This window comes from Microbacterium sp. UFMG61 (assembly GCF_015354505.1).
In the GTDB taxonomy this organism is placed as follows: domain Bacteria; phylum Actinomycetota; class Actinomycetes; order Actinomycetales; family Microbacteriaceae; genus Microbacterium.
Genome location: NZ_JACAFP010000017.1, coordinates 1 through 16,475, shown reverse-complemented (window position 1 = coordinate 16,475; position 16,475 = coordinate 1). Strand labels below are relative to the sequence as shown.

17 protein-coding genes and 1 pseudogene are annotated in these 16,475 nt (G+C 68.4%); 8 read left to right on the top strand and 10 right to left on the bottom strand.

Going from position 1 to position 16,475, the window contains the following annotated elements:
• Window positions 1-15 precede the first annotated feature (15 nt).
• Window positions 16-894: a phosphoribosylaminoimidazolesuccinocarboxamide synthase gene (locus tag IXW21_RS16700; protein WP_194765373.1), complete on the top strand. Its 879-nt coding sequence runs from the start codon at window positions 16-18 to the stop codon at window positions 892-894.
• Between the two features lie 237 nt (window positions 895-1,131).
• Entirely contained in the window at window positions 1,132-2,487 is a 1,356-nt protein-coding gene (locus IXW21_RS16695; protein WP_194765372.1) for a uracil-xanthine permease family protein, read from the top strand.
• Between the two features lie 81 nt (window positions 2,488-2,568).
• Here the strand turns inward: IXW21_RS16695 and IXW21_RS18605 are convergent, their stop codons facing one another.
• Window positions 2,569-2,976 carry an acetyl-CoA carboxylase biotin carboxyl carrier protein subunit gene (locus IXW21_RS18605; protein ID WP_323742290.1) on the bottom strand — a complete coding sequence of 136 codons (408 nt, stop codon included), beginning with the start codon at window positions 2,974-2,976 and terminating at the stop codon, window positions 2,569-2,571.
• On the opposite strand from IXW21_RS18605, the gene IXW21_RS18600 reads away from it, so the two are divergent.
• Window positions 2,971-3,207 carry a hypothetical protein gene (locus IXW21_RS18600; protein ID WP_323742289.1) on the top strand — a complete coding sequence of 79 codons (237 nt, stop codon included), beginning with the start codon at window positions 2,971-2,973 and terminating at the stop codon, window positions 3,205-3,207. The genes IXW21_RS18605 and IXW21_RS18600 overlap by 6 nt on opposite strands.
• Window positions 3,208-3,223: 16 nt before the next feature.
• Here IXW21_RS18600 and IXW21_RS16685 read toward each other — a convergent pair whose 3' ends face one another.
• From IXW21_RS16685 to IXW21_RS16660, 6 genes are all read right to left on the bottom strand, one after another.
• On the bottom strand, window positions 3,224-3,889 hold the full coding sequence (locus IXW21_RS16685; RefSeq protein ID WP_194765370.1) for a TetR/AcrR family transcriptional regulator: 666 nt from the start codon (window positions 3,887-3,889) through the stop codon (window positions 3,224-3,226).
• 197 nt (window positions 3,890-4,086) lie between these two features.
• A complete protein-coding gene (locus tag IXW21_RS16680) occupies window positions 4,087-5,082 on the bottom strand; it encodes a LacI family DNA-binding transcriptional regulator (RefSeq protein ID WP_194765369.1) in 996 nt (331 codons plus the stop codon).
• Between the two features lie 53 nt (window positions 5,083-5,135).
• Window positions 5,136-6,566 carry a glycoside hydrolase family 1 protein gene (locus tag IXW21_RS16675; protein ID WP_194765368.1) on the bottom strand — a complete coding sequence of 477 codons (1,431 nt, stop codon included), beginning with the start codon at window positions 6,564-6,566 and terminating at the stop codon, window positions 5,136-5,138.
• A 5-nt stretch (window positions 6,567-6,571) separates the two neighbouring features.
• Complete coding sequence (locus IXW21_RS16670) at window positions 6,572-7,462, bottom strand: carbohydrate ABC transporter permease (protein WP_194765367.1); 891 nt, start codon at window positions 7,460-7,462, stop codon at window positions 6,572-6,574.
• Entirely contained in the window at window positions 7,459-8,553 is a 1,095-nt protein-coding gene (locus tag IXW21_RS16665; protein ID WP_194765366.1) for a carbohydrate ABC transporter permease, read from the bottom strand. Before IXW21_RS16665 ends, IXW21_RS16670 begins: the two co-directional genes overlap by 4 nt.
• Before the next feature lie 158 nt (window positions 8,554-8,711).
• On the bottom strand, window positions 8,712-10,016 hold the full coding sequence (locus tag IXW21_RS16660; RefSeq protein ID WP_194765365.1) for an ABC transporter substrate-binding protein: 1,305 nt from the start codon (window positions 10,014-10,016) through the stop codon (window positions 8,712-8,714).
• A 238-nt stretch (window positions 10,017-10,254) separates the two neighbouring features.
• Between IXW21_RS16660 and IXW21_RS16655 the strand changes: the two genes are divergently transcribed.
• From IXW21_RS16655 to purQ, 3 genes are all read left to right on the top strand, one after another.
• Window positions 10,255-10,785, top strand: a complete 531-nt coding sequence (locus IXW21_RS16655; RefSeq protein WP_194765364.1) for an adenine phosphoribosyltransferase — start codon at window positions 10,255-10,257, stop codon at window positions 10,783-10,785.
• 80 nt (window positions 10,786-10,865) lie between these two features.
• Window positions 10,866-11,114: a phosphoribosylformylglycinamidine synthase subunit PurS gene (purS, locus tag IXW21_RS16650; protein WP_120494994.1), complete on the top strand. Its 249-nt coding sequence runs from the start codon at window positions 10,866-10,868 to the stop codon at window positions 11,112-11,114.
• Window positions 11,111-11,818, top strand: coding sequence for a phosphoribosylformylglycinamidine synthase subunit PurQ (gene purQ / locus IXW21_RS16645; RefSeq protein WP_194765363.1), 708 nt, complete (start codon window positions 11,111-11,113; stop codon window positions 11,816-11,818). The genes purS and purQ overlap by 4 nt, the downstream gene beginning before the upstream one ends.
• Window positions 11,819-11,916: 98 nt before the next feature.
• Here the strand turns inward: purQ and IXW21_RS16640 are convergent, their stop codons facing one another.
• Complete coding sequence (locus IXW21_RS16640; protein WP_194765362.1) at window positions 11,917-13,179, bottom strand: hypothetical protein; 1,263 nt, start codon at window positions 13,177-13,179, stop codon at window positions 11,917-11,919.
• Window positions 13,180-13,341: 162 nt separating this feature from the next.
• Here IXW21_RS16640 and IXW21_RS16635 point away from each other — a divergent pair, with 162 nt between their 5' ends.
• Window positions 13,342-13,788, top strand: coding sequence for a VOC family protein (locus IXW21_RS16635; protein WP_194765361.1), 447 nt, complete (start codon window positions 13,342-13,344; stop codon window positions 13,786-13,788).
• Here the strand turns inward: IXW21_RS16635 and IXW21_RS16630 are convergent.
• Window positions 13,785-14,213, bottom strand: coding sequence for a DUF1761 domain-containing protein (locus tag IXW21_RS16630; RefSeq protein WP_194765360.1), 429 nt, complete (start codon window positions 14,211-14,213; stop codon window positions 13,785-13,787). The genes IXW21_RS16635 and IXW21_RS16630 overlap by 4 nt on opposite strands.
• A gap of 138 nt (window positions 14,214-14,351) precedes the next feature.
• Here IXW21_RS16630 and IXW21_RS16625 point away from each other — a divergent pair, with 138 nt between their 5' ends.
• Window positions 14,352-16,013 (top strand): glycoside hydrolase family 13 protein, encoded by a 1,662-nt coding sequence (locus IXW21_RS16625; protein WP_194765359.1) that lies wholly within the window; start codon window positions 14,352-14,354, stop codon window positions 16,011-16,013.
• 101 nt (window positions 16,014-16,114) lie between these two features.
• Here IXW21_RS16625 and IXW21_RS16620 read toward each other — a convergent pair.
• A pseudogene (locus IXW21_RS16620) lies at window positions 16,115-16,306 on the bottom strand (DUF3459 domain-containing protein); the annotation flags it as partial.
• Window positions 16,307-16,475 lie beyond the last annotated feature (169 nt).

Sequence of the window (16,475 nt, the reverse complement as noted above, 5' to 3'; positions counted from 1 at the left end):
CGGGATAATGGGCGGGTGAGCACACCTTCGGACAGCACCGCGCAGACCATTCCCGGCTGGCGCCACATCTACTCGGGCAAGGTCCGCGACCTGTACGCCTCGGAAGACGCCGCCGACACCCGCATCCTCGTGGTCGCCTCCGACCGCGTGAGCGCGTTCGACTTCGTGCTGTCCCCCGGCATCCCGCAGAAGGGAGCCCTGCTCACCCGTCTCAGCCGCTGGTGGTTCAGCGAGCTGAGCGATGTTCCGAACCACCTCGCAGACGGCGAGATCCCCGCCAGCGCCGCCGACCGCGCCATGCTCGCGCAGTCCCTCGAGATGCTGCCGATCGAGTGCGTCGTGCGCGGATACATCACCGGTTCCGGCTGGGCCGAGTACACCGAGAGCGGCACCGTGTGCGGCATCCCGTTGCCCGCCGGGCTGCAGAACGGCGACCGTCTGCCCGAGCCGCTGTTCACCCCCGCCTACAAGGCGCCCATGGGCGAGCACGACGAGAACATCACCTTCGAGAAGACGGTCGAGCTGGTGGGCGCGGAGCGCGCGGCCGAGCTGCGCGATGTCTCGCTCGCGCTGTACACGCGCGCTGCCGCGATCGCCGAGGAGAAGGGCCTGATCCTCGCCGACACCAAGTTCGAATTCGGAACGGATGCCGACGGCACCCTGCGTCTCGCCGACGAAGTGCTTACGAGCGACTCGTCGCGGTACTGGGATGCCGAGGCCTGGCGCACCGGCACGACGCCGAGCGAGCGCATGGCGAGCTTCGACAAGCAGATCGTGCGCGATTGGCTGGCCGCGAACTGGGACAAGCAGGGCGAGCCGCCCGTGCTTCCGGAGGACATCGTCGAGCGCACGGCCGCGCGCTACCGCGAGCTGATCGAGCGCCTCGGGGCCTGATCCACTGCACTCCCGAATCCCGCCCGCATCCCTCACCCGCTGCCCTCACCCGCTGCCCTCACCCGCTGCGAAGGAGATCTCTTCCAGCGAAGGACTGATCTGCGGATGCGGTCCTTCGGAGCGAGAGATCTCCTTCGTAGCGGGCGACAGTTCACGGCTCGACCGCACCCAGGCAATACTCAGGAATCGGTAGTGTTGCGGGAGCACTCCCACTCCCCCCGATCCTGAGGAGCCCGCATGCCCCTGTGGAAGACCCACGGAAACGGACGCACGGTCGAGCCCGGCGCCGTCGTGAAGCCCGAAGAGCGCCTGAACTGGCCGGCCACGATCGCGATCGGCGCCCAGCACGTCGTCGCGATGTTCGGCGCGACGTTCCTCGTGCCGACGCTCACCGGCTTCCCCGTGTCGACGACCCTGCTGTTCAGTGGTCTCGGCACCCTGATCTTCCTGCTGATCACCAAGAACCAGCTGCCCAGCTATCTCGGCTCGTCGTTCGCGTTCATCGCGCCGATCACGGCGGCCGTCGCAGCGGGCGGCACCGGTTCGGCGCTGGCCGGCGTCGTCGCGGTCGGCATCCTGCTCACCGTGGTCGGCCTGGTCGTGCAGTTCGCCGGTCTCCGCTGGGTCGACGCCCTCATGCCCCCGGTGGTCGCCGGCGCGATCGTCGCCCTGATCGGCTTCAACCTCGCCCCGACGGCGTGGAACAACTTCCAGCTCGACCCCGTGACGGCGACCATCACGCTCGTCGCGATCATCCTGTTCGCGGTGCTGTTCCGCGGGTTCCTCGGACGCATCTCGATCTTCCTCGGCGTCGCTGTCGGCTTCATCTACGCCGCCTTCACCGGGTCGTTCGACGTGCCCAACGCGCTGCGCGGAGGCAAGACGCCGGCAGAGCTCATCGCCGACGCTCCGTGGGTCGGCCTCCCCGAGTTCCAGCTCCCCGACTTCGTCGAGCCCGGCACCTGGTCGACCATCGCGATGTTCCTGCCCGTCGTGCTGGTGCTCGTCGCCGAGAACGTCGGCCACGTGCGCGGCGTCGCGACCATGACCGAAGACCCGGCGATCAACAAGCACACGGGTCGCGCACTCATCGCCGACGGCGTCGCCACGACGATCGCCGGTGGCTTCGGCGGCTCGGGCACCACCACGTACGGCGAGAACATCGGCGTCATGGCCGCGACCCGCGTGTACTCGACCGCGGTGTACTGGGTGGCCGGACTCTTCGCGATCCTGCTGGCGTTCTCACCCAAGGTCGGCGAGGTCTTCAACTCGATCCCGGCCGGCGTGCTGGGCGGCGCGACCACCGCGCTGTACGGCCTGATCGGCATCATCGGCATCAAGATCTGGGTCGACAGCAAGGTCGACTTCTCGCGCCCGGTGAACCAGTACACGGCAGCCGTCTCGCTCGTGATCGGCATCGCCGGCTTCGCGATGCAGCTGGGCGACTTCGCCTTCGGCGGCATCGTACTCGGCACAGTCGCAGCTCTCCTGATCTACCACCTGGGCAACGCCATCGCCCGCGCTCGCAAGACCGGCGCCGACGACCCCAAGCCGCTCGAGGGCGTGGGTCCGCTGGGCGGCGATCCCGCCTGACCCGCAGACTCTGACACAGAAGATACCGGATGCTGCAGACGCGGCATCCGGGATCTCTCTGTGTGCAGAGGCCGATCGGCCTCAGGAGATGACGGCGAGCCCCGCGTCGGGCGCGATCATCGCAGAGATCTCCGCGCGGTGCGACAGGGTGCCGTCACGATGAGCGGTGACCGTGGTCTCCATCTTCATCGCGTCGAGCACCGCGACCGGATCGCCCTCGGCGACGCTCGCTCCGTCGTCTGCGACCCAGCGCACGAGCGTCCCGGGCGCGGGGGAACGCAGCTCGGCCGGATCGGATGCGGGCGCCGCTGTTCCGGCATCTGCCAGGCCGCCGAGCCCCGCGAGCAGGGCGACCGGCAGTCCGAGCACGACCCTGCGGCCGTCGATCTCGACGGGGACGCGCTGGAGTGCGGCATCCGATACGGGAGCCGGTCGCAGCCGCGGCTCGAGGCGCGGCAGCAGAGTGCTCTCTATCCACTGCGTGTGCACCGCGAAGGTCTGGGGGGCGAAGGCCTCGTCGTCGAGCGCGAGCCGATCGAACGGGATGACGGTCGCCGGACCCTCGACCGCGAGCTCGCGCAGTGCCCGACGCGCCCGCACGAGCGCCGCGTCACCTTCCTCGCACGAGGCGCACAGGAGGGTGCCGCAGAGCTCGACCGCTACCTCGTGCAGTCGGAGCGCGTCGTGCTGGGAGCCTTCGCCCGGATGCAGCTGGTGTGACCCGAGTCGAACGGGGTCAGTGCGTGGGACGCACCGCGCGGATCGCGCGCAGCCGCAGGTCGGCGTCGCGGGGAGCGAGTTCGAGCGCCAGTGGCTCATCGGGCTCTCGCAGGTCGTAGAGGCGGTACATCCACCGGCGCGCGTCTTCGAGCGGGAACGAGTCGCCGTAGACGGCGTACTTGATCACGATGCCCTCGAGGTTGGTACGGAGCATGACCTCTTCGAGCGCGGGGTCCTCGGCGCCGCGCTCGCGGAAGACACCGCGCACGATCTCTTCGGACGCCGCCGCCTGCTCGGCGAAGCGCTGCTCGGACTCCGCGAAGAGCCGGTGCGTGTCGGGCTGCTGCTGCATCGCGAGCACCGCCCGCTGAAGGGGCAGTGCGAATCCGGTGGCCATGAGCACTCCGTCGATGATGCCCGCGAGCACCTCATCGGGCGAGCCCGATCGTGTCGGGATGTCGAACAGCATCTCGAACCACCGGTCGATCACGGCGCCGACCAATTGGTCTTTGGCGCCGAAGTGGTAGTTCGCGAGGCCCTGGGCGACGCCCGCACGACGCGTGATCTCGGCGATGCTGGCGCCGGAGACCCCCTTCTCGCCGAACAGTTCCGTCGCCGAGAGCAGGATGGTCTCGCGAGCACGCTCACGCACCTGCCGGTTGCGATCATCAGATCGAGCCACTGCGTCCTCTTCCCCAGAAATAGGACGACTTCGAAAATCGAAGCCAAACCTATATATTAGTCGTTGAATGACCGTTCAGGCTAAGCGGGGGCTGAGAACGCCTGGCGACATTCAGCCCGGTCTTCGGGTGACCGGGCATCGACGCGGTGCGGGCCTCTTTGAGGGGCGTGGGGTCCGCACCCGCGCTCGACTAAAGCCTACGCCGATTGTCGCACCACGAGCTCCGTGGGCAGGATCGTCAGGTGCTCGGGGTCGCGACCGGCGAGGCGCGAGAGCAGGACTCCGGCCATCGCCTCCCCCTGGGCATACATGGGCTGCCGAACCGTGGTCAGCTGCGGGTCGGTGCTCTGGGCGACGGACGAGTCGTCGAATCCGACGATCGCGACGTCGTCGGGAACGCGCAGACCGGCAGCGCGGAGCGCGGTGAGAGCACCGCGGGCCATGAGGTCGCTCGCCACGAAGATGGCGTCGGGGCGCCCGGCGGCGAGGATGCGCCGCGCGGCATCCGCGCCACTCGCCTCGCTGTAGTCGCCCGCCTCCTCGGCGAACGGCGTGAGGCCGGCATCCGCCAGCGCGCTGCGGAATCCCTGCACGCGGTCGATCGACGAGACCATGGTCACAGGGCCGCCGATCGTCGCGATGCGCCGACGCCCTCGCTCGATCAGGTGGGTCGTCGCCGTGCGCGCGCCCGCGACGTTGTCGACGTCGACCACGTAGTCGCCGTCGCGGACACGGGTCGGGCGGCCTCCCCAGACCACCGGCACCGCATCGGCCACGCGCTCGATGAACGCGTCGCTCGTGTGATGCGACACGATGAGCGCGCCATCGACACCGCCGTTGCGCACGAAGCTCGTCATCTTGTCGCCGGGGTCGTCACTCGCGATGAGCAGATTCAGCAGGTAGTCCGTGCGGCGCAGCGCCCCGGTGATGCCCGCGACGATCTCGGCGAAGAAAGGGTCGCCGAAGAAGCGCGTGGTGTCTTCGGGAACGATCAGCGCGATCGCATGCGTCTGCCGCGACGCGAGGGATCGCGCCGCGCGATTCGGCACATAGCTGAGTTCCTCGATCGCCCGGTGCACGGCGTCGAGCGCCTCGGGACTCACGGCCGTCGAGCCGTTCACCACGCGCGACACGGTCGATCGCGAGACTCCGGCAGCCGACGCCACCTCTTCGATGGTCGCTCGTGACGACACAGCTCTCCCTCCGCCGACTGCGAGCCGGACGCTCCGGACCTCGCCGCCCGCGCTCAGAGAGAACGAGCGGCGATGATGCGAGCGTACTCCCGGCCGGAGTCCTTGAGAGACCGCTCCTGGGTGTCGTAGTCGACCCGCACGATGCCGAAGCGCTTGTCGTAGCCCCACGCCCACTCGAAGTTGTCGAACAGCGACCAGTAGAAGTAGCCGCGCACGTCGACACCGGCATCCGCCGCGTCGAGTACCGCGCCCAGGTGCAGCCGCAGGAACTCGGTGCGTGCGTCGTCGTGCACGCGCACCTCGCCGTTCTGCTCGATGGGGGCGTCATCGTACGCGGCTCCGTTCTCGGTCATGTAGAGAACGGTGCCGGCAGGCTCGGCGTACTCCGTCCACACGCGCTGCAGCAGTCGGGTGAGACCCTCGGGCTGCACCTCCCAGTTCTGGGCCGTGCGCGCAAGTCCGCGTTCGACCGCGTGGATTCCCTCGAACGACGGATACGGGCTGCGACCGGGGCGCCCGGTCGTGGGGCCGCCGCTGACGGGCGCGATCTCGGGCGCCGTCCCCGAGACCAGATCGCCGTGGTAGTAGTTCACGCCCTGCGTGTCGATGTGCTGCGCGATGGTCGCGAGGTCGCCGTCGTGCACCGCGGCGTCGAAGCGGGCGACCGCCTCGGCATCCACCGCCCTGATGTCCTCGACGATGTCGGCCGGGTACTCCGCGCGGTAGATCGGGTCGAGGAACCAGCGGTTGAACTGCCCGTCGACGCGACGAGCGGCGTCGACGTCGGCGGGGTTCATCGGGTCAGCGGGATCGGCGACCGTGTGGTTCAGCGTGATGCCGAGGTTCAGGCTCGCGTCGCGTCGGCGCAGCTCACGCACCGTCTCACCGTGGGCGAGCAGCAGGTGGTGGGCCGACAGCAGGCCCTCGGCGACACTCGTGTGCCCCGGTGCGTGCTCACCCCCCGTGTACCCGAGGAACGATGAGCACCAGGGCTCGTTCAGCGTCGTCCACACGTTGACCCGATCACCCAGGGCGTCGTGCATCGTGCCCGCGTACTCGAGAAAGCGGCCGACGGTGTCGCGGTTCGTCCAGCCGCCCGTCTCCTGCAGCGCCTGCGGCATGTCCCAGTGATAGAGAGTGAGCCACGGCAGGATGTCGTTCGCGAGAAGCTCGTCGACCAGGCGCTCGTAGAAGTCGATGCCCTTCGCGTTGACGGCACCGCCGTCGGGCCGCACCCGAGACCACGAGGTCGAGAAGCGGTACGTCTGCAGACCGAGCTCTTTCATCAGTGCGACGTCCTGCGGGTAGCGGTGGTAGTGGTCGCACGCCACGTCGCCGTTGTCGCCTCCGATGACCGCTCCCGGCTCGCGGCAGAACGCATCCCAGATCGACGCGGTGCGCCCGTCCTCGAAGGCCGCACCCTCGATCTGGTAGGCCGCTGTCGCGGCTCCGAAGAGGAAGTTCTCGGGGAAGGCGCGGGTCATACGGGTCATCCTTTCACCGCGCCCGCCATGATGCCACTGACCAGCTGCCGGCCCGCCACCACGAAGAGGACGAGCAGCGGAAGGGTCGCGAGCACCGCGCCGGCGAGCACGATCGAGTAGTCGATGTAGTAGCCCGACTGCAGCTGGCTCAGCGCCGTCTGCAGGGTCGGGTTCTGCGGAGAGAGCACGATCAGCGGCCAGAGGTAGTCGGTCCAGGCGGTCATGAAGGTGAAGAGTCCCAGGATCGCCATCGCGGGCCGGGCTGCGGGGATGCCCACGGTCAGGAACGTGCGGAACTGGTTGGCCCCGTCCATGCGGGCGGCCTCGATCAGCTCATCAGGGATCACGTCGACCAGGTACTGCCGCATGAAGAAGACGCCGAAGGCCGTGACCAGGGTCGGCACGATGACTGCGCCGATCGAGCCGGTCCAGCCGAGCTCGCGCATCAGCATGAACAGCGGGATGATGCCGAGCTGCGTCGGGATCGCCATGGTCGCGATCACGAAGATCATCAGTCCGTCGCGTCCCTTGAAGCGGAGCTTGGCGAACGCATAACCCGCGAGGGTCGAGAACGTCACGACAGAGATCGTGATGATCCCCGAGATGAGGAACGAGTTGCCGAGCGCGAGCCAGAACGGGATCGCGTCGAACACCTTCGCGGCGTTGGCGAAGAAGTTGCCGCCGGGGATCAGCGGCAGGGTCTCGCCTCGGGTGGCGTTCGTGCCGCTCGCCACGACGACCGACCACCACAGCGGGTAGACGCTGCCGATGATGAACGCGGCGAGCAGACCGTAGGTGAGGAAGCCGGGGCGGCTGCCGATGCCGGCGTTGCCGCCGACGGCGCCTCGGCGCCTGCGGATCTTCTCGGGGACGCTCAGCGCCTGGGTGGCGGTCATCGCGCGTTCTCCTCGGTCGTGGTGGCGATCGTCGTGGTGGGGGCAGCAGCCGCGGCGGTGGCGGCAGCCGCGGCGGCGGTGCGTGCGCGCCGGCGCGCGGCGCGGCTCTTCGGTGAGTCCCCGGTCGAGATGCGGCGGGAGATGAGGAAGTTGATGACTCCGATGCCGACGATGAGCAGGAACAGCAGGATCGCCACGGCGGATGCCTCCCCGAGGTCTCGCCGGAAGAAGGCGAGCTCCCACAGGAACAGCACGGTCGTCTGGAACTGTCGATCGCTGCCGCCGATGCCGCCGGCCGTCGAGACGTCGAACAGTCGCGGCTCGGCGAAGATCTGCAGCCCGCCGATCGTGGCCGTGATGATCACGAAGATCAGCGTCGGGCGGATGGTGGGGATCGTGATCGAGAAGAAGCGGCGGGCGGCTCCTGCACCGTCGAGGGCGGCCGACTCGTAGAGGTCGCGCGGCACCGCCTGCATCGCGGCGAGCAGGATCAGGGCGTTGTAGCCGGTCCAGCGGAAGTTCACCATGACGGCGATCGCGAGGTGCGACAGGGCCGTGTCGTGCTTCCACTCCTGGTCGGCGATGCCGATCAGGTTGAGCAGGTTGTTGGCGAGGCCGTCTGCCTCGTTGAAGATGCTCGAGAAGATGATGGCGACGGCGACCGGGGTCACGACGAACGGGATGAGGATGCTCATGCGCCAGAACGTCGGGGCACGGAGGCCGCGGTCGAGCAGGTAGGCGATCACCAGGGCCACCGCGAGCTGCGGGATGGCGGAGAGCAGGAAGATGCTCAGCGTGTTGAAGATCGAGTTCCAGAACATCGGATCGCCGAGGATCTCGACGAAGTTGCCTGTTCCGACGAACTCGCCCTGCCCCTTGAGCAGGTCCCACTCGTGCACGGCCACCCACACCGTATAGAGCAGCGGGAAGAGTCCGACCAGCCCGAACAGCAGGAAGAAGGGGGAGATGTAGAAGTACGGCGAGGCGTTCTGGTCGAACCGCGAGAGGCGGTGTCGCCAGGGACGCCGGCCGTCGGCATCCGGCTTCGGCAGTTCGGATGCCGTCTCGCGGCGTTCCACTGTGAGGGTCATGAGGGTTCCTTCTTCGGGTGACGCGTTTCGTCTCGCTCGGCTCCGCCGTGCTCGCTCAACGACCGGAAGTGTGGCCACCCCCGGTCGTTGAGCGAGGAGCGAAGCACCGAGACGACACGCGGTGACGCCCTTCGCTCAACGACCGGAGAGGGCTCGGGTCAGTCGACCAGCTCGTTCAGGAGCTCGATCGCGGCATCCCAGGCGCCCTGGGTGTCGGTGTCGCCGCGGTCGAGCCCGCTGAGGGCCGGGCCGAAGACGTTCTCCTGGATGACCGAGTCATCGGCACCCTTGAACTGCGCGACGACGCCCTTGGCACGCTCTGCGAGGATCGCGCCGGTGGGAGCGTCGTTGAAGAACTCGTTCGGAGTGGCATCCGAGGCGAGGGTCTCCTGCGCATCGACCGTGGACGGGAAGTTCCCGGCTGTGGCGGACTGCTTGACCTGCTGCTCGGGCTGCGTCAGCCAGTCGGCCAGCTTCGCCGCCTCCTCCTTGTGCTGCGAGCTCTCGGGGATCGACAGGAAGGCGCCGCCCCAGTTCGCTGCCCCACCGGGGAAGACATCGGCGAAGTCCCAGCCGGTCGACGCGTCGCCGCCGCCGGCCTCGACCTGGCCCTGCACCACGCCCAGCATCCAGCCGGGGCAGACGAAGGTGGCGAAGCTGCCGTCGACGAACGACTTGCCGCCGTTCCAGTCCCACGCGGTCTCTGCGGCGGACTGGCCGCCCTCGGTCGCGGCACCGAGCAGTTCGAAGCGCTCCTTGAGCTCGGCGTTGTCCTCGACGTTCAACTCGCCGTCGGTCGTGTAATAGCCCTCGTCGAGCTGGTTGACCATGGCGTTCCAGACGAAGCCCGAGTGGTCGTACCAGGCCTTGCCGGTCTTGGCGGTGTAGTCGGCGCCCACCGCGAAGTAGTTCTCCCAGTCGCCGTTCAGCAGTTCGGCGACGGACTCGCGGTCGCTCGGCAGACCTGCTGCCTCGAAGGCTGCTCCGTTGTAGCAGATGCCGCTCGGACCGATGTCGGTGCCGTAGCCGATCACGCGACCCTCGGCATCCGTCGCCTGTCCGTACTTCCAGTCGACCCAGTCGGCCTTGCGGTCCTCGATGCCGTAGTCGCGCAGGTCGACGAACGTGTCGGAGACGTCCATGATGGCTCCGAGCCAGCCCTCTTCGATCGCGACGACGTCGCTGAGGCCTGAGCCTGCGGCGATCTTCGTGAACGCATCGGTGCGGGCGTTGCCGCCGGTGTCGATGTTGGTCGCCTCGATCGTGACGTTCGGGTTCGCCTTCTCGTACTCGTCGTAGAGGTCGTCGTATCCGAACGTGCCGAACGTGGTGACGGTCAGCGTGATCTTGTCGTCGCCTCCCTCTGCGTCGCCGCCTCCGCTCGCACAGCCGGCGAGGGCGAGGGCGGAGACGGATGCGACGGCGGTCGCGGTGAGGATCCGGGTGCGGGCACGTGTGTTCACAGGTCACTCCTTTGTGGTGGGTCGTGCGGTGATGGTGCGGATGCTGGTGCTTACGGGATGCGTGGGAGCGCTCCCACGCATTGATGAGCGACTCTATGGGAGCGCTCCCACGAATGTCAAGCCCGGCCTTCGGTGTTCACAACTCAGCAAGAGAATGCCGAGATCGACCCCTTCGGCCCGGTTGTGGGTGATTCCGCGCTGATTCTGCTGAATTGTGAACGCGGCGTACCCTTGTGCAGTGCCCGACACCGAACTCTCCCCTGCTCTCGTCCGCGCCGAATCGCTCATCCGCAGCATCCCGGACTACCCGGAGCCGGGCATCATCTTCCGCGACATCACGCCGCTGCTCGCCGACGCCGAGGCACTGAAGGCCACCACCGACGCGATCATCGCGCCGTTCGCGGGCCAGTTCGACGTGGTCGCCGGCATCGAGGCGCGCGGGTTCATCCTCGCCGGTGCGGCCGCGATCGCCGCGGGTGTGGGCCTGATCCCGATCCGCAAGGCGGGCAAGCTGCCCCGCCCCGCGGCATCCGTCGACTACGCGCTCGAGTACGGCACCGCCACGATCGAGATGCACGACGACCTGCCCGCCGGATCCCGCGTGCTGCTGATCGACGACGTGCTGGCCACGGGCGGCACGCTCGCCGCGGGACGCCAGCTCGTGGAGCGCCTCGGCAGCCACGTCGCCGGCATCTCGGTGCTGTTCGAGATCGATGGCCTCGGCGGCCGCGACGCCATGGGCGACCTGCACACCGTCTTCCACGCCTGAGGCGCGAAGCCCGGGAATCGAGCGTGTCGCGAGCCGGTAGACTGAGCACGCCCGTCCGCCCGCGACTTCCGGAGCCGTTCATGCCCACCATCGTCGTCGACGTCATGCCCAAGCCCGAACTGCTCGACCCGCAGGGGAAGGCCGTGTCCGGCGCTTTCGCGCGTCTGGGCGTCGAGGGATTCTCCGATGTCCGCATCGGCAAGCGCTTCGAGCTCACCGTCGAGGGTGAGGTCACCGACGAGATCCTCGCCGAGGCCCGCCGCATCGCCGACGAGGTGCTCTCCAACTCCGTGATCGAAGACGTCGTGGGCATCGAGGTCGCCGAGTGACCACGCGCATCGGGGTCATCACGTTCCCCGGCTCGCTCGACGATCGCGACGCGCAGCGCGCCGTCCGCATCGCCGGCGCCGAGCCCGTCGCCCTCTGGCACGGATCGCACGACCTCGACGGTGTGGACGCTCTCGTCCTGCCCGGCGGCTTCAGCTACGGCGACTACCTGCGCGCCGGCGCGATCGCCGCGCTCTCGCCGATCATGGCCGAGGTCAAGGATGCCGCCGCCAAGGGCATGCCGATCCTCGGCATCTGCAACGGCTTCCAGATGCTGGTCGAGGCGCACCTGCTGCCCGGCGGCCTGATCCGCAACGACCACCAGCACTTCGTGCGTCGCGACCAGAAGCTGATCGTCGAGAACTCCGACACGGCGTGGACCAACCGGTTCCGCACCGGCCAGGAGATCACGATCCCGCTGAAGAACGCCGACGGCGGGTACATCGCCGACGAGGAGACGCTCGACCGCCTCGAGGGTGAGAACCTCGTCGCGTTCCGCTATGCCGGCGTGAACCCGAACGGCTCACTGCGCGACATCGCCGGACTCACCAACGAGGCGGGCAACGTCGTGGGGCTCATGCCGCACCCCGAGCACGCCACCGAGGCGGGCTTCGGCCCCGACACCTCGGCCGCCATGCGCTCGGGCATCGACGGGGTCGACTTCTTCACCAGCGCGATCTCGGCGATCGCCCGCGTCGCCGCGTAACCGGCCTTCCCCCCGGTTCGAATCGCGCACTTTGCAGATTCCTCACCGCGATTTCTGCAAAGTAAGCGATTCGAAGCGCGCCTGACGGTGACGGCCTGTCAGTCAGCGGGAAGCGCGAACGGATTGTCGCCCGCGGCGGCGAGCAGATACCAGGCCGTCGCCCCGGTGTGCAGGCTCGCGTAATACAGGTCACCGAAGCCCGAGTCGAGGCCGTCGGTCGAGGTCGCGACGATGCCCTTGCCGTCACCGTTCGCGGCATCCCGCTGTCCGAGGCGGATGCTGTCGAGCAGCGCCTCTGCGCGATCCGCATCCCCCGCTCCGCCGCGCAGCTTCAGAGCCAGCGCCAGGTGCCCGCTGCCCTCGAACCAGACCTTCGACACGTCGACATCGCTGATCGACGGCCCCTGGTACTGCCCGTCGGTGGCGATGAGGTGTGCGAGCGTCCAGTCGAGTGCCGTGTCGTAGCGCGCGTCGCGAGTGGCCAGCGAGGTCCACGTCTGCGCGTCGAGCGGGATGGGCCGCGTGTTGACCGTCGATCCGTCGAGCAGGGTTCCGGTGTCGACGTGGCCGTCAGCGCTCTGCATCGCGGCCACGAAAGCCGTGGCCGCGGCCGCGCGATCGGCCCACACGGAGTCACCGGTGAGCTGGGCGAGCTGCGTGAAGAAGCCGGCGATGTCGCTGTTGTGCTCGGTCGACTTCCATTCCAGTGACGAGCCGTTCTCGAGCTGGCCGCCGGTGTAGCCGAACGGCGCCCGCTCCATGTCGGCGGTGTTGGTCTGGATCCACTCGGCGATCCGCAGAGCCCCGTCGAGGTACTTCTGCTCGCCGGTCGCGTGGAAGAGCCGGGCGAGGGCCATGCCCGTCCACGCCTGGTTGCCGGTGAAGGTGCCGGGCCCGGTGATCTCGACCCTCCCCTGCCGGATGCCGTGAGGTTCGTATGAGGTGCGAACGCGCCCGTCGCCGATCGGGTCCTCGTCCTGCACGAACAGCAGGGTGTCGCCGACCGCCTGCGCACGGCGGAGGTCGGCGGGCAGACCCCGGGCCGTGTAGGCGATGATCACGAGAGCGTCGTCATAGACGAACGAGGGCGTGAAGTCCCATGTCGGGAGGTCGGTGAAGAAGCCGCCCTGGTAGCTGCGCGGAAGGCAGTGGCCGTCGCTGTCGCAGAACTCGTCGACGCGCGCATCGAGGAACTCGTAGGCGAGAGAGACGGAGAGCGTGGGATCGGGGGCACCTGCCGTGTTCGGGTCGTTCGACGTCGCGTCACCAGAGGCAGCCGTCGTCGCACCCGCGACCAACGCCGCCGCGACGAGCGCTGCGGCGATCATCCAGGGCGCCGAACGGCGCGACCGACCCGACATCAAGACCCCCTCGGTCAGAGCTACGGTCCGAACAGCCGGCCCGCTTGCGACCATGAGGTCACGAGCAAAATGCTGGCATACCAGGAAGTCCACGCGGAAGGGGCGAAGGTCTAGTCTTTCGCCACCTCGGGCGTGTCGTACTCGGGGGGTAGCATGCGAGCCATGCCCATCGCACTGGAGAACGTCGGCATCGCCGTCCGCGACCTCGACGCCACGATCGCCTTCTTCGCAGACCTCGGCCTCACCGTGCTCGGACGCGACGAAGTCAGCGGAGAGTGGGCGGACACCGCCGTCGGCCTCGACGGCAACCATGCCAGGATCGCGGTCCTGCAAACGCCCGACGGGCACGGTCGGCTCGAGCTCTTCGAGTACATCCACCCCGAGGCGATCGAGACCGAGCCGACGCTGCCGAACGAGATCGGGATGCACCGGGTCGCGTTCTCGGTCGACGACATCGACGAGTCGCTCGCCATCGCCGCCCGGCACGGGTGCCATCCGCTCCGCGGCGTCGCGAACTACCAGGGCGTGTACAAGCTCACGTACCTGCGCGGCCCCAGCGGCATCCTCGTGATGCTCGCGCAGGATCTGACGAAGAATCCGGGGATCTAGCCGAGCGCCGGCGGCCACACCCCGATGAGCACCGCCATGACCACGATCGTGACGAGCTCGTGCGCGATGTTCATGGTCGTCAGAGCTGTCGGGCGCCCTTCGAACGCGTCGTGGGTGATGAACCGGGCAGCGGTGAATCCGGCCCACAGCAGTACGCCCGTGACCACGGCCGCCCAGAAGAACGACCCGTCGTAGAAGTGCCAGGCGATGGCGGATGCTCCCGCCAGCACCCATGCGGTCGCGAAGCTCACGAACACGGTGGTGATGATCGCCATCGTCGCGCTCGAAGCCGGGCGATCCATGTCGACCTTCGCGAGCTTCGACCAGCGCGTGCCGAACACCTTCGGGGAGTACCAGACCGAGCCGACGATCATGCTCGACGCCGTGGCGATGAGGACCGCCCAGTAATTGATCTCGGGAACCATGACAGCCTCCAGTCGTCGGATGCCCGAAGCATACTCCCGGCCTGCAAGTCGCTGCGGATCGCCGCGAGATACTGCGAGACCGAAACGATTCGATCTCAGCGGTGGCGTACCTGCAAGCGTTTGCACTAGCCTGTTGCCATGGCACAGCTTGAGCAGATCGCAGCCCCCGGTTCCGAGTGGTGGCGCAGCGCGGTCATCTACCAGATCTACCCCCGTTCGTTCGCCGACGCCTCGGGCGACGGCATCGGAGACCTGCCCGGCATCACCAGCCGCCTCGACTCGCTGAAAGAGCTCGGCGTCGACGCGATCTGGCTGAGTCCGTTCATGACGAGCCCGCAGCGCGACGCCGGCTACGACGTGGCCGACTACCGCGACGTCGATCCGCTCTTCGGCACGCTCGACGACTTCGACACCATGCTCAACGAGGCGCACACGCGCGGCATCCGCGTGGTCGTCGACCTGGTCCCGAACCACTCGTCGGCGCAGCACGCCTGGTTCCAGGAGGCCCTGAAGGCAGCGCCCGGCAGCTCTGAGCGCGCGCGATACATCTTCCGCGACGGCAAGGGCAAGAACGGCGAGCTGCCCCCGAACAACTGGGAGTCGGTCTTCGGCGGCGGCATGTGGGAGCGCGTGACCGAGGCCGACGGCACCCCCGGCCAGTGGTACCTGCACATCTTCGACCCCACGCAGCCCGACTTCGACTGGACCAACGAAGAGGTCCGCGAGGAGTTCCGCTCGATCCTGCGCTTCTGGCTCGACCGCGGCGTCGACGGCTTCCGCGTCGACGTGGCTCACGGCATGATCAAGGCCGACGGCCTGCCCGACTACACCCCGCCGGCCGACGCCGACTCGATGGGCGGCGGCGAGGCGAACGTGCCGTACTGGGGCCAGGACGGCGTGCACGACATCTACCGCGACTGGCACAAGGTTCTCGCCGAGTACGACGGAGACCGCGCGCTGTGCGGTGAGGCCTGGATGCCGACGCTGAAGCAGACCGCTCTGTGGGTGCGCCCCGATGAGATGCACCAGACCTTCAACTTCCCGTACCTGATGACGGAGTGGGACGCGAAGGCTCTCGGCGACGTGATCCGCGAGTCGCTCGACGCGTTCGGCGAGGTCGGCGCTCCGAGCACCTGGGTACTGTCGAACCACGACGTCGTGCGCCACGCCTCGCGTCTCGCACTCACGGCCGAGAACCCGCAGGGTGAGGGCATCGGCCCGAACACACCGCACAAGCCCGACACCGCCATCGGCCTCGCCCGCGCTCGTGCGGCGACGACCGTGATGCTGGCGCTGCCCGGCTCGGCCTACCTCTACCAGGGCGAGGAGCTGGGTCTGCCCGAGGCGATGGAGATCCCCGACGCGTTCCGTCAGGATCCGACCTGGTTCCGCACGAACGGCGAGCGCTACGGACGCGACGGATGCCGCGTGCCGCTGCCGTGGGAGGCCGATGCTCCGGCGTTCGGCTTCAACGAGACCGGCGCCTCGTGGCTGCCGCAGCCTGCCGACTGGGCCGAGTATTCGCGCGAGGTCGAGGAGAAGGACGAGACCTCGACCCTGTCGCTGTACAAGCAGCTGCTCGCCGGGCGTCGTGAGCACGGCTTCGGCAGCGGCTCGCTGGTGTGGGAAGACGCGGGAAAGCACGCGGTCGCATTCCGTCGCGGTGCGGTGCACGTCGTCGCGAACCTCGGCACGAAGCCGCTGGACCTGCCCGCTGACGCGACCGTGATCGTCGCCAGCCAGCCGTTCGAGGGCACCGAGCTGCCGATCGACACCGCCGTCTGGTACACGACGGCCTGACGCGCGGCATATTCTGACGAGACCCCGCTTTCTGTACGAGACCCCCGCTCCGACGGTGGGTGTCGTCGCGGAAGCGGGGTCTCGTCAGAATATGCCGCGCGTCAGGCCGTCGTGTACCAGACGGCGGTGTCGATCGGCAGCTCGGTGCCCTCGAACGGCTGGCTGGCGACGATCACGGTCGCGTCAGCGGGCAGGTCCAGCGGCTTCGTGCCGAGGTTCGCGACGACGTGCACCGCACCGCGACGGAATGCGACCGCGTGCTTTCCCGCGTCTTCCCACACCAGCGAGCCGCTGCGTCGATCGGCAGCTCGGTGCCCTCGAACGGCTGGCTGGCGACGATCACGGTCGCGTCAGCGGGCAGGTCCAGCGGCTTCGTGCCGAGGTTCGCGACGACGTGCACCGCACCGCGACGGAATGCGACCGCGTGCTTTCCCGCGTCTTCCCACACCAGCGAGCCGCTGC